Source organism: Enterobacter sp. KBR-315C3_2022, assembly GCF_041399425.1.
Lineage (GTDB): Bacteria > Pseudomonadota > Gammaproteobacteria > Enterobacterales > Enterobacteriaceae > Enterobacter.
On the sequence record NZ_JBGKEB010000018.1, the window covers coordinates 13,383 to 24,833 of the forward strand.

At 55.9% G+C, this 11,451-nt stretch carries 13 protein-coding genes; 6 read left to right on the forward strand and 7 right to left on the reverse strand.

The window, feature by feature from the left end:
• Positions 1–58 precede the first annotated feature (58 nt).
• Positions 59–496 (reverse strand): universal stress protein UspA, encoded by a 438-nt coding sequence (gene uspA, locus AB8804_RS17315; RefSeq protein ID WP_003861223.1) that lies wholly within the window; start codon positions 494–496, stop codon positions 59–61.
• Positions 497–778: 282 nt separating this feature from the next.
• Between uspA and uspB the strand changes: the two genes are divergently transcribed.
• On the forward strand, positions 779–1,114 hold the full coding sequence (gene uspB / locus AB8804_RS17320) for a universal stress protein UspB (RefSeq protein WP_102890054.1): 336 nt from the start codon (positions 779–781) through the stop codon (positions 1,112–1,114).
• 42 nt (positions 1,115–1,156) lie between these two features.
• Here the strand turns inward: uspB and AB8804_RS17325 are convergent, their stop codons facing one another.
• The 3 genes from AB8804_RS17325 to pitA all read right to left on the reverse strand — a co-directional run bounded on the left by AB8804_RS17325 (position 1,157) and on the right by pitA (position 3,603).
• Positions 1,157–1,567 (reverse strand): hypothetical protein, encoded by a 411-nt coding sequence (locus AB8804_RS17325; RefSeq protein ID WP_371188349.1) that lies wholly within the window; start codon positions 1,565–1,567, stop codon positions 1,157–1,159.
• Positions 1,545–1,934, reverse strand: coding sequence for a polymorphic toxin type 44 domain-containing protein (locus tag AB8804_RS17330; RefSeq protein WP_371188351.1), 390 nt, complete (start codon positions 1,932–1,934; stop codon positions 1,545–1,547). Before AB8804_RS17330 ends, AB8804_RS17325 begins: the two co-directional genes overlap by 23 nt.
• Positions 1,935–2,103: 169 nt before the next feature.
• Positions 2,104–3,603 (reverse strand): inorganic phosphate transporter PitA, encoded by a 1,500-nt coding sequence (gene pitA / locus AB8804_RS17335; protein WP_371188353.1) that lies wholly within the window; start codon positions 3,601–3,603, stop codon positions 2,104–2,106.
• Between the two features lie 229 nt (positions 3,604–3,832).
• On the opposite strand from pitA, the gene AB8804_RS17340 reads away from it, so the two are divergent.
• Both AB8804_RS17340 and AB8804_RS17345 read left to right on the forward strand, forming a co-directional pair.
• Complete coding sequence (locus tag AB8804_RS17340) at positions 3,833–5,032, forward strand: NAD(P)/FAD-dependent oxidoreductase (RefSeq protein ID WP_371188355.1); 1,200 nt, start codon at positions 3,833–3,835, stop codon at positions 5,030–5,032.
• 102 nt (positions 5,033–5,134) lie between these two features.
• The gene (locus AB8804_RS17345; RefSeq protein ID WP_371188358.1) at positions 5,135–6,160 is read left to right on the forward strand and encodes a TerC/Alx family metal homeostasis membrane protein; all 1,026 of its coding nucleotides are present in this window, start codon (positions 5,135–5,137) and stop codon (positions 6,158–6,160) included.
• 84 nt (positions 6,161–6,244) lie between these two features.
• Here AB8804_RS17345 and AB8804_RS17350 read toward each other — a convergent pair whose 3' ends face one another.
• On the reverse strand, positions 6,245–6,904 hold the full coding sequence (locus AB8804_RS17350; RefSeq protein WP_371188360.1) for an HAD family hydrolase: 660 nt from the start codon (positions 6,902–6,904) through the stop codon (positions 6,245–6,247).
• A 235-nt stretch (positions 6,905–7,139) separates the two neighbouring features.
• Between AB8804_RS17350 and AB8804_RS17355 the strand changes: the two genes are divergently transcribed.
• Positions 7,140–7,667, forward strand: a complete 528-nt coding sequence (locus tag AB8804_RS17355) for an NlpC/P60 family protein (RefSeq protein WP_371188362.1) — start codon at positions 7,140–7,142, stop codon at positions 7,665–7,667.
• 4 nt (positions 7,668–7,671) lie between these two features.
• Here AB8804_RS17355 and AB8804_RS17360 read toward each other — a convergent pair whose 3' ends face one another.
• Entirely contained in the window at positions 7,672–8,466 is a 795-nt protein-coding gene (locus AB8804_RS17360; RefSeq protein WP_371188364.1) for an SDR family NAD(P)-dependent oxidoreductase, read from the reverse strand.
• 32 nt (positions 8,467–8,498) lie between these two features.
• Positions 8,499–9,380, reverse strand: a complete 882-nt coding sequence (locus AB8804_RS17365; RefSeq protein ID WP_371188366.1) for a LysR family transcriptional regulator — start codon at positions 9,378–9,380, stop codon at positions 8,499–8,501.
• Between the two features lie 99 nt (positions 9,381–9,479).
• On the opposite strand from AB8804_RS17365, the gene AB8804_RS17370 reads away from it, so the two are divergent.
• Both AB8804_RS17370 and arnB read left to right on the forward strand, forming a co-directional pair.
• Positions 9,480–9,986, forward strand: a complete 507-nt coding sequence (locus AB8804_RS17370; RefSeq protein WP_371188368.1) for a phenolic acid decarboxylase — start codon at positions 9,480–9,482, stop codon at positions 9,984–9,986.
• Between the two features lie 325 nt (positions 9,987–10,311).
• Complete coding sequence (arnB, locus tag AB8804_RS17375; protein ID WP_371188477.1) at positions 10,312–11,451, forward strand: UDP-4-amino-4-deoxy-L-arabinose aminotransferase; 1,140 nt, start codon at positions 10,312–10,314, stop codon at positions 11,449–11,451.

The window sequence follows — 11,451 nt, forward strand, 5'->3', positions numbered from 1 at the left end:
ATCGTTCCCTCTCCCCTATGGGGAGAGGGTTAGGGTGAGGGGTAAGGTTTGTACCTACTTACTCGTCTTCTTCGTCACGCAGCGGAACAATCAGCATATCCACGTGAACGGTGTTGATCAGCTGGCGCGCGGAGGACATCAGCTTGCTCCAGAAGTCCTGATGGTGGCCGCATACCACCAGATCCATATCGTATTTCTTAATCGCATCAACCAGCACCTGGCCCAGGTCGCCGCTGCCGCTTAATGTTTCGGTGATGGGGTAGCCCGCGTTGGTAGAGAGCTCGCTCAGCGCGTGGTGCGTCTCTTCGGAGATGCGTTTCTGCATATCCCCAAGATTCACGTCAATCAGGCCGGTGTAGAGATCGGAGTAATTCACATCAACGTGAATCAGAGAAACTTTCGCGTTGTAGGGACGTGCCATGGATACCGCTTTATCAACCAGCACTTTGCTCTCTGGGGAGAGGTCTACCGCGATGAGAATGTGTTTGTAAGCCATAGTGTTACTCCTTCCTTAAGTTATCGATGACTAAAAGGGAAAGCCGTCGTCTGTTGCTTTCATTACGGCCCAGTTAAACAAAATTATCAAGCTTTGGTGTTGATAACGATTAACCTTGTGGCAAAAAAATTAACGGATCTCCTACACTATTTAATGAGCCGTTCGGATTTTAAAACGCGAACCGGATCGACTTTTGGTCATTCTTTCACTGAACTGTCTGTCAGGGCATTGGGTGCGGTAGCTCGGAAGCCTCGCTTCATGGGCGGACGCCGGGGAGGATGTATGATTAGCACCGTCGCATTGTTTTGGGCGTTATGCGTGGTTTGCATAGTGAATATGGCGCGCTATTTTTCATCGTTACGCGCGCTGTTAGTGGTACTTCGTGGTTGCGATCCGTTGCTTTATCAGTATGTGGACGGTGGAGGATTCTTCACCTCGCATGGACAGCCCAGCAAACAGATGCGTCTGGTGGGGTACATCTACTACCAGCGCTATCGCGATCACCATGATGACGAGTTTATTCGTCGCTGTGAGCGCCTGCGTCGTCAGTTCATTTTAACCAGCGCCCTGTGCGGGCTGGTTGTCGTCAGTATGATTGCATTGATGATTTGGCACTGAGCATAAAAAAAGGCGGAGCATGTCTCCGCCTTCTTTCTTTCATTACTCTGCGTTAACCGAGAACCGCAGGTTAGAAACATCCTTCTGTATTGACGTTACCTTTCCGCTGTATGAGATGTTTACTTCCCCGTTCTCACCTAAACGTGCCTCGGTAATCGTGCCAGTTCCTTCAATGACGGGATATTTAGCATTGAGCTGTTGGATAATTTCCGCATCTTTCCCGGTTAACTTTTGCGAAAGATAGTAACGGTAGAGGGTAGGGACCGTTGCTCCGCCCTGATTATTTACCGTCATATAGAGCCAAACGCTATCGGACAGCTTATAGACACGCTGCAGTTCATCGCTATTTCGCGGATCGGGCTGGTGGTTTAGCCAAATAAACCCTGCGACCAGGAGCAGAAGGAAAAGCGTGATAAGTCGGTGAGTCCATTTAATAGCCGTGTTGAATGGCATACTCTATCCCTTCCCTAATATTTCGCTGATCTGTGGGGTCGTCACCATAAGGCGGTTTTTCATGCCATTTTCCCCATTCAGGTTTTGATGTTCCTGCTCGTCCTTGCGCCCAGCCTGCGCCCATCAGAAGCATTTTTGCAGGGATACCTGCTGCTGTTCCGGCAGCACCAAAGTTGAAATTACCGAATGCCGCGAAGTAAGGATCAAATTTTTTGTAATCCCATGGGCCACCATTTCTCACTTTTTGATAGAACCAGTAGTACGTCGAGGCGGTAGCCATATTTCGTGACATTCCTTGACGTCTGGCCTCGCGCATATTATTCACGATAACGATTGAGCCGGGTCCAGGGGTAGGTACAGAAGCCATACATTCTCCATTGTTTTAACATATCCATACCCAGCATGGTAATCAGCGTACTCGATTGTTTTTGTGCAAAAAATGTTCAGGCTTTCCTTATAATATGAGCTGATCATGGAATGAAAGCATAAAAAAAGCGGGTCAGTTTCCTGACCCGCTTTTTGTCACTCTCGGCCGATTAAATCAGCTTCAGTGAAAGCCAGTAGAGCCCGCCGGACAGCAGGATGGAGGCTGGAAGGGTGAACACCCAGGCCATCAGGATGTTGGTCACGGTTTTGCGCTGCAGACCGCCGCCGTCAACAATCATCGTACCCGCTACGGAAGAGGAGAGCACGTGAGTGGTTGATACCGGCATACCGGTGTAGCTCGCCAGACCGATAGAGACAGCCGCCGTCATCTGCGCGGACATACCCTGCGCATAGGTCATGCCTTTCTTACCGATCTTCTCGCCGATGGTGGTCGCCACGCGGCGCCAGCCAATCATCGTACCGATACCCAACGCCAGCGCGACCGCCATGATGATCCAGATTGGCGCGTACTCGATAGTATTGAGCATATCGCTTTTCAGTTTCTTCAGCAGACGCTGGTCGTCAGCGTTCACTTCCGGCAGCTTGGCGACTTTATCCGTCACGTCAGAGATGCAAAGCATAATACGACGCAGCTGACCGCGCTGTTCAACGCTAAGCTTGTCGTAGCTTTCAATATCGCCCAGCATGCCTTTCGCACGTTCCAGCGCGCTGATGGCATTTGCCGGATGGCAGTGGAACTCGCCCGGTACGGTGGCTGCACCTGCTTCCGGAGAAGGGATCAGCTGGTCAACGCCCGTTGCTTTCTTCAGCAGCGCAGGATGCTGCTGGAAGTAAACTTCAACGTTGTTGACGGCATCACGGGTACGGGTGATTTCGTATCCGGAAGCGTTCATGTTGACCACGAAACCTGCCGGTGCAACGCCAATCAAGACCAGCATCACCAGGCCAATGCCTTTCTGACCGTCGTTCGCGCCGTGTGAGAACGCCACGCCGATAGCGGAAATGATCAGCGCGATACGCGTCCAGAACGGCGGCTTTTTCTTGCCGTCTTTCTTCTCACGCTCTGCTGGCGTGAGGTGGATGCGCGCACGTTTTTTGGTGTTGCTCCAGTAGCGACGCAGGATGAAGATTAAGCCACCCGCAACCACCAGACCCACAATCGGGGAGACGATAAGAGACGCAAAAATGCCGAGCACTTTCGGAATGTTGAGCGCATCAACAACAGACGTGCCGGTCATCAGCGCATTGGTTAACCCGATACCAATAATGGCACCGATGAGAGTGTGAGAACTGGATGCAGGCAGGCCGAAATACCAGGTTCCGAGGTTCCAGATGATGGCAGCGAGCAGCATTGAGAACACCATGGCGAGACCATGGCCAGAACTAACGTTGAGTAGCAGATCCGTTGGCAGCATATGCACGATCGCATACGCAACGCTCAGTCCGCCCAGGAGGACACCAAAGAAGTTAAAAATCGCTGCCATGACAACCGCAAGCTGCGATCGCATTGCGCGAGTATAGATAACCGTTGCTACTGCGTTTGCAGTGTCGTGGAAGCCGTTGATCGCTTCGTAGAACAATACAAATACCAGAGCAAGCAAGAGTAAAAGGCCGGTATGTAAATCCAGGCCAGCAAACAAATGTAGCATAGGACGTTACGCCATTTTGGAGGACATGAACGCGGCGCATTATCCAGGACAAATGCGCAACGGGCAAAGTGAAATATAGACTTTTTTTGACATACCACCTGTTTTGAGAAAAGCGCCTGAAGGGTTATTCTTTTAATATCAATGGAATGGCTTTGTATTATCTTTTTGCGCTGGTGCGACCACAGAGGAAACTTTACAATCCGCGGCAGTTAACGATGAGGATTTTGACGTGGAAAGGTTTGATGCCGTAGTAATTGGCGCCGGTGCGGCGGGTATGTTTTGTGCGGCGATGGCCGGACAGGCGGGTCGTCGCGTGCTGCTGCTGGATAACGGTAAAAAACCGGGGCGCAAAATTCTGATGTCCGGCGGCGGCCGCTGTAACTTCACCAATCTCTATGTTGAACCCGCGGCCTACCTTAGCCAGAATCGCCACTTCTGCAAATCTGCGCTGGCGCGTTACACCCAGTGGGACTTTATCGATCTGGTCGGCAAGCACGGCATTGCCTGGCATGAGAAGACGCTGGGCCAGCTGTTCTGCGACGACTCCGCGCAGCAGATTGTCGATATGCTGGTGGCCGAGTGTGAAAAGGGCGGCGTGACGATGCGCCTGCGCACCGAGGTGCTCGAGGTCGCACGCGACGAACAGGGCTATACGCTGCAGCTCAACGGTGAAAGCGTCAGCGCGGACAGCCTGGTGATCGCCAGCGGCGGCCTGTCGATGCCGGGCCTGGGGGCTTCGCCTTTCGGTTATAAAATCGCCGAGCAGTTTGGCCTGAAGGTGCTGCCGACCCGCGCAGGCCTCGTTCCGTTCACCCTGCACAAGCCGCTGCTCGAACAGCTCCAGACGCTTTCCGGCGTTTCGGTTCCGTCGGTCATCACGGCAGAAGACGGCACGGTGTTTCGCGAAAACCTGCTCTTTACCCACCGCGGCCTCTCCGGCCCGGCGGTGTTGCAAATCTCCAGCTACTGGCAGCCGGGCGAATTTGTTACGGTCAACCTGCTGCCCGATTGCGACATCGACAGCTTCCTCAACGAGCAGCGCGCCGCGCATCCGAACCAAAGCCTGAAGAACACCCTGGCGATGCAACTGCCAAAACGTCTGGTGGAATGCTTGCAGCTGCTAGGGCAGATCCCGGACGTCTCGCTCAAGCAGCTCAACGGCCGCGAGCAGCAGGCGCTGGTCGAGACGCTGACGGCGTGGCGCGTGCAGCCAAACGGTACCGAAGGCTACCGCACGGCGGAAGTGACCCTCGGCGGGGTAGACACTGACGCGCTTTCCTCGCGCACCATGGAGGCCCGCAACGTGCCCGGCCTGTATTTCATCGGCGAAGTGATGGACGTTACCGGCTGGCTGGGCGGGTACAACTTCCAGTGGGCATGGTCCAGCGCATGGGCGTGCGCGCAGGCGCTGGCTGAAAAGAACGTTTAATATTTAATTTTTAGAGCGTTGATCTCTGGGCGCTCACTTTTTATCTCTCATGGCCTTTGCCAACTTGCATACTGTTGTATTTTCTCTAAAAAAGGATTGTGTATGTCCTCTGCTCATCTCGGTTTCCCAACGGAAACCGTTGTTGTCTTTGTGGTCATGGCCGTTGGGGCGATGTTTGTCGACCTCTTTATGCACCGCCACGACAAGCCCGTTTCGCTGAAAAGCGCCGCGATGTGGTCCATCTTTTGGGTCATGATGGCGATGGCCTTTGCCGGGTTTCTGTATGTTCACCACGGCGCGGAGATGGCGAGCCTGTTCCTGACGGGGTATGCGCTGGAAGAGGTGCTCTCGGTCGATAACCTGTTCGTGATGATGGCCATTTTCGCCTGGTTCGGCGTGCCGGATAAGTATCGTCACCGCGTCCTTTACTGGGGCGTGCTGGGCGCGATTGTCTTCCGCGGTATCTTTGTTGCCATCGGCACCAGCCTGCTCAGCCTTGGGCCGTACGTTGAGGTGATCTTTGCGCTGGTGGTGGGCTGGACGGCGGTCATGATGCTCAAGCGTAACGAAGAGAGCGATGAGGTTGAAGATTACTCCGGCCACCCTGCCTATCGCCTGGTGAAGCGGTTCTACCCCGTCTGGCCGAAAATCAGCAGCAATAAATTCCTGCTGACCCAGCAGGAGGTGGATGCGGAGCTGGAGAAGCCGGAAAACCAGGACGTAACGGTTGGGCGCGTGAAGAAAGCGAAGCGTTACGCGACGCCGCTGCTGCTGTGCGTGGCGGTGGTGGAGCTGTCCGACGTGATGTTCGCGTTTGACTCCGTGCCGGCGATTATTGCCGTCAGCCGCGAGCCGCTGATTATCTACAGCGCCATGATGTTCGCGATCCTCGGCCTGCGTACGCTCTACTTCGTTCTGGAGGCGCTAAAGCAGTACCTGGTGCATCTGGAGAAGGCCGTTGTGCTGCTGCTGTTCTTCGTGGCGTTCAAGCTGGGGCTGAATGCTACCGATCACTTCTGGCACCACGGTTACAGCATCGGCGCGACGGCGAGCCTGTTTGTGGTATTAGGCGTGCTGGCGCTGGGGATTATTGCGAGCGTGATGTTCCCTGGGAAACGTGAAGCCTGATGCATCGCCCGGTGGCGCTTCGCTTACCGGGCCTACTGTTCGAATGTAGGCCGGGTAAGGCGCAGCCGCCACCCGGCAAAAAGGCTACTTGATGGGTGAATTGCGGCGCTTGCGCGGGTGATGGAAATGCCGCCAGTGCGGATCTTGCGCCGCGGCCAGCAGTTCGTGGTCGCCGCGCGTGTCGCCCCAGGCGCGCAGATGATAGGCGGTCAGATCGCCGTACACCTTTTCCAGCCGCGCCACTTTCTGCGCGCAGCGGCAGTTGTTGCCGGTAATTCGTCCCGTCAGCCTGCCGTCTTTCACTTCCAGCTGAGTGCCAATCAGCTTAATACCGAGCTTGTCGGCCCAGGGCTGCAGCACCAGTGCCGGTGAGGCCGAGCAGATGGTCACTTCCGCACCGGAGTTAACCTCCGCCGCAACCGCCAGAACGCCTTCCGGGCGCATCAGCTTATTCCAGTATTTTTCACAAAAGGCTTCCGCCTGCTGGCGTAGCCAGTGCTCGTCCACGCCGGTCAGGAACGTTTTGATCAAGACCTCTTTCAGCTCATCGCGCGTCAGCTTGCGGCGGACACAGTGCAGCGTTGGCAGCGCCATGCGCACCAGTCGTCCCGCGAAGTACCGTTTACCAAAGGCAAAACGCAGGAAAGGAATGAAGCTGTCGTGGTGGGTCAACGTTCCATCAAAGTCAAAGACGGAGAGCACGTTAGACCGGGCCACCGTATCGTCGGCAATCATATTGGTCATAAATAAGTCTTAGCTGAAATACACATCCTGCCCATTAGTTTACCCGTTTTGCCGCCGCAGTCCTTACTCCTCGCACGATTTTTTCGCGATCCGCAGCGCCGGGAAGTCCGAAAGTGGACCCGATATGAGTTGGTTGAAAAGTGAGCTGTCTATATTATCACCACATCGCACGATATTTCAGGAGGCCCTTGGTCTCCACAGGTAAGGAAAACTTTACTCACTGTTGCTTCTTGTTATGACGTTCAAAAAGTTAATTTCAATACTCTCTTTAAGTTTTGCCTCATTCTCTGCGTTCAGCTTTCAGATACCCGCGTCAATGCTCTCGGCGCAAAGCGCCTTTGCGATCTCCCCCGCGCGGGCGTCGCTGGTCCACCCGGAATCGGGGCCGCTGCGCTCACGCATTATGGATCAATATCAGAAGTGGAAAGGAACCCACTACCAGTGGGGCGGCACCACGCATCGCGGCGTGGATTGCTCCGCGCTGATGCAGCACCTGTTCAGCGACGCGGCGCATCTCAGCCTGCCGCGCACTACCGGTGAGCAGATCCAGCGCGGCGTGCAGGTGGCGCAGTACCGCCTGAAGGCCGGAGACCTGGTGTTCTTCCAGACCGGCCCGCACCGTCGGCACGTGGGGGTTTACATCGGCGACAGCCAGTTCATTCATGCGTCGAGCAGCCAGGGCGTAACGGTTTCAGCCTTGACGGATAACTACTGGCAGGCGCATTTCATCACCGCCCGCCGCGTGGCGGGCAGTGCGGCCTGACGCATCAGATAATGTCATCCACGACGCCACCGTCGACGCGCAGCGCCGCGCCCGAGGTGGCGGAGGCCTGGGTCGAGCAAACGTACACCACCATGTTGGCAACCTCTTCAACCGTTGCCGCCCGCTGGATCACCGAGCTGGGGCGATTCGCCATCACGAACTCTTTCGCCAGCTGCTCCAGCGATTTGCCGGTTTTTTCGACTTCGTCTTTCATCATCTCGGCAAAGCCGTCGGACATCGTCGGGCCGGGCAGCACGCTGTTCACCGTAACGCCGCTGCCCGCCGCGAACTTCGCCAGCCCGCGCGCCAGCGAAAGCTGCGCCGTTTTGGTTACGCCGTAGTGGATCATGTCCGCCGGAATGTTGCAGGCCGATTCGGAGGAGATAAACACCACGCGGCCCCAGCCCTTTTGCACCATGCCCGGCAGCAGGGCGCGGGAGAGGCGCACGCCGGACATGACGTTGGTTTGCCAGTAGCGATCCCAGGTCTCGTCGTCGGTGGCGTAGAAATCCTGCGGCCCGTAAATCCCGGCGTTGTTCACCAGGATATCGACGTTCGACGCCACCTTCAGCAGCGCCTCCACCCCTTCCGGCGAGCTAAGATCGGCGATGGAAGCCCGCGCCTGAACGCCGGGAACCGCCTCCTGCAGCTGCTGAATACCGCGATTCACCGAGTCGGCGCTGCGGCCGTTAATAATCACTTCCGCGCCGCTCTCGGCCAGCCCTCTGGCAATGGCCAGCCCGATGCCGCCGGTTGACGCGGTCACCAGTGCCACTTTCCCCGTAAGGTCAATCTTCATCGTCTGCTCCTTGTCGTTTTCACCTTCAGACCCTAAAGCGTAGCAGCTGACGGTGACTCGTCCTGGCGAAACAGGTGCAGCAGCGTTTCCACCTGCTCGTCGAGCGGAGTAAGCGCGCGCTTCACAATCAGGTGCAGCGGCGTGGCGCGACGCACGCCGTGGCTCAGCGGCAGCGTTTTCAGCACGCCCTGTTCCAGCAGCCTCTGGATGCGCTCCTCCGGCAGCCAGCCGTAGCCTACCTGCGAAATCACCGCTTCAATGGCGGCATCAATGGTGGAGAAGGTCCATGCCTCCGCGCCGGGGCGGGCGCTGGTGTGGCTATCCGCGATCTGAATCAGCGGCCACGGGCGAAGCAGATCGTCGTTAAGCGGCGCGTCGAGGGCGAAGAGGGGATGATCGCGATGGGCGACGGCGACAAAATCAACGTTCATCAGCCATTCGCCCAGCCCGGTAATGTCCTGGCGGCGGGTGAGCACCATCACGTCAGCTTCGCTGCTGGCCGCGTCGACGCTGGCGTTTTCCAGCACCTCGGTCAGCCGCACCTGCGTTTGCGGATAGCGCTGCTGAAACTGGCGCAAAATCGCAAACAGTCGGCGGCGTGGGAAAATACTGTCTACCATAAGATCGATGCGCGTTCGAACGCCGCTGCGTAACGTCGCGGCGCGCGTCTCAACGTAGCTGAAGGCTTTAAGGAGCGGTTTGACCTGGTTCAGCAGCAGCTCTCCCGCGGGCGTCAGCACGGCCCGCCTTCCTTCCGCCGCCAGCAGCGCCACGCCCAGGCGCTCCTGCAACAGCGAGAGGTTATAGCTCACGGAAGACTGGCTGCGGTTGGTCAGCTCTGCCGCTTTGGCAAAGCTCCCGGCCTCAACCACTTTTTCCAGCAAGGACCATTGTTCGAGCGTTGTTTTGTGCATGATTTATCTAAATTTTGAATTAATTTGATTCAAACATAGCGTTATTCATTCGATTTTTGAAGGGGTACGATACGTTCATCAAAACAAAGGAGAGACATCATGAGCAACTTCGACAAACATGACTTAAGCGGCTTCGTCGGCAAACACCTCGTTTACACCTATGATAACGGCTGGAACTACGAGATTTACGTCAAAAATGAAAACACCCTCGACTACCGCATCCACAGCGGGCTGGTAGGCAACCGCTGGGTTAAAGATCAGCAGACGTACATCGTTCGCGTTGGGGAGAGCATCTACAAAATCTCCTGGACGGAACCGACCGGTACCGACGTCAGCCTGATTGCCAACCTGGGCGACAACCTGTTCCACGGCACCATCTTCTTCCCGCGCTGGGTAATGAATAATCCGGAAAAAACCGTCTGCTTCCAGAACGATCACATCCCGCAGATGAATGCGTACCGCGACGCGGGCCCAACCTATCCAACGGAAGTAATTGATGAATTTGCGACCATCACCTTCGTTCGCGACTGCGGCGCCAACGATGACACCGTCATCGCCTGTTCCGCCAGCGAGCTGCCGGAAAACTTCCCGGAAAATTTAAAATAAGCGCGACACTTAACTAAAAAGAAAAGTTCCCGATATATTTCGTTTTCTCGTGAAATATATTGGGAATTTTTTATCCGTTGAGGTTTGGTTTAAATAACAAAAAACGCTCCGCAACTATTGTCACAAATTTAAAAAATTCATAAAACTTTAACCTGTTGTAATTTAAAGGTTAATTACATTTAACTCGCTTTTTTATTCCCTTCCTTAATTTTCTCCTAAGAAATGAACGCTACCTTGAGATGAGTTTATGGTTCGTTGAAATAAACGATTCGGCATTTCGCTATTATCCTGAAAAGATGCTTTTCTTATCTCAAGGAAATTAATGATGAGTGAATTTCTGCCTTTTTCCCGTCCCTCAATGGGCAGTGAGGAAATAGCCGCGCTGCAGGAGGTAATTGCGTCCGGCTGGATCACGACGGGGCCGAAGAATCAGGCGCTAGAAGAGGCATTTTGTACGCTAACGGGAAATCGTCACGCCGTTGCCGTGAGCTCCGCCACGGCGGGGATGCACGTCACGCTGATGGCGATGGGGATCGGCCCGGGTGATGAAGTGATTACGCCTTCCCTGACCTGGGTTTCCACGCTGAATATGATCGTCCTGCTGGGCGCCACGCCGGTGATGATCGACGTGGATCGCGATACGCTGATGGTCACGCCGGAGGCAGTCGAGGCGGCTATTACCCCAAAAACCAAAGCCATTATCCCCGTTCATTATGCCGGAGCGCCCTGCGACATTGACGCGATCCGCGCGGTCGGCGAGCGCCACGGCATTCCCGTCATCGAGGATGCGGCGCATGCTGCAGGCACCTACTACAACGATCGCCACGTGGGCTGGCGGGGCACCGCGATCTTCTCCTTCCACGCCATCAAAAACATGACCTGCGCCGAAGGCGGGCTGGTGGTGACGGATGACGAACAGCTGGCACAGCGCATCCGCAGCCTGAAGTTTCACGGCCTGGGCGTGGACGCCTACGATCGCCAGACGCACGGCCGCGCGCCGCAGGCGGAGGTGATCTCTCCCGGCTTCAAATACAACCTGGCGGATATCAACGCCGCGCTGGCGCTGGTGCAGCTGGGCAAGCTCGGCGAGGCCAACAGGCGCCGTCGCGACATCGCCGACCGCTACCTGCTTGAGCTCTCCGATACGCCGTTCGAGCCGCTGCGCATTCCGGCCTGGCCGCACCTGCATGCCTGGCACCTGTTTATTATCCGCGTGGATGAAGCCCGCTGCGGGATCTCCCGCGATGGCCTGATGGCGGCGCTGAAAGAGAAGGGCATCGGCACCGGCCTGCACTTCCGCGCTGCGCACACGCAAAAATACTATCGCGAACGCTTCCCGGACGTCTCTTTGCCGAACGCCGAATGGAACAGCGATCGCATTTGTTCTCTCCCTCTTTTCCCGGATATGACCCATGACGACACAACCCGCGTCATTACCGCGCTCCATCAGCTTGCAGGATATTGA

Excerpts from the sequence above, each read along its gene's own strand:
- AB8804_RS17360 (WP_371188364.1), bottom strand. The coding sequence starts at position 8,466 with ATGAAGATTGACCTTACGGGGAAAGTGGCACTGGTGACCGCGTCAACC.
- AB8804_RS17325 (WP_371188349.1), bottom strand. The coding sequence starts at position 1,567 with ATGCCATTCAACACGGCTATTAAATGGACTCACCGACTTATCACGCTT.
- AB8804_RS17330 (WP_371188351.1), bottom strand. The coding sequence starts at position 1,934 with ATGGCTTCTGTACCTACCCCTGGACCCGGCTCAATCGTTATCGTGAAT.
- AB8804_RS17370 (WP_371188368.1), top strand. The coding sequence starts at position 9,480 with ATGAGCAACTTCGACAAACATGACTTAAGCGGCTTCGTCGGCAAACAC.
- AB8804_RS17350 (WP_371188360.1), bottom strand. The coding sequence starts at position 6,904 with ATGACCAATATGATTGCCGACGATACGGTGGCCCGGTCTAACGTGCTC.
- AB8804_RS17355 (WP_371188362.1), top strand. The coding sequence starts at position 7,140 with ATGACGTTCAAAAAGTTAATTTCAATACTCTCTTTAAGTTTTGCCTCA.
- uspA (WP_003861223.1), bottom strand. The coding sequence starts at position 496 with ATGGCTTACAAACACATTCTCATCGCGGTAGACCTCTCCCCAGAGAGC.
- pitA (WP_371188353.1), bottom strand. The coding sequence starts at position 3,603 with ATGCTACATTTGTTTGCTGGCCTGGATTTACATACCGGCCTTTTACTC.
- arnB (WP_371188477.1), top strand. The coding sequence starts at position 10,312 with ATGAGTGAATTTCTGCCTTTTTCCCGTCCCTCAATGGGCAGTGAGGAA.
- AB8804_RS17345 (WP_371188358.1), top strand. The coding sequence starts at position 5,135 with ATGTCCTCTGCTCATCTCGGTTTCCCAACGGAAACCGTTGTTGTCTTT.
- uspB (WP_102890054.1), top strand. The coding sequence starts at position 779 with ATGATTAGCACCGTCGCATTGTTTTGGGCGTTATGCGTGGTTTGCATA.
- AB8804_RS17365 (WP_371188366.1), bottom strand. The coding sequence starts at position 9,380 with ATGCACAAAACAACGCTCGAACAATGGTCCTTGCTGGAAAAAGTGGTT.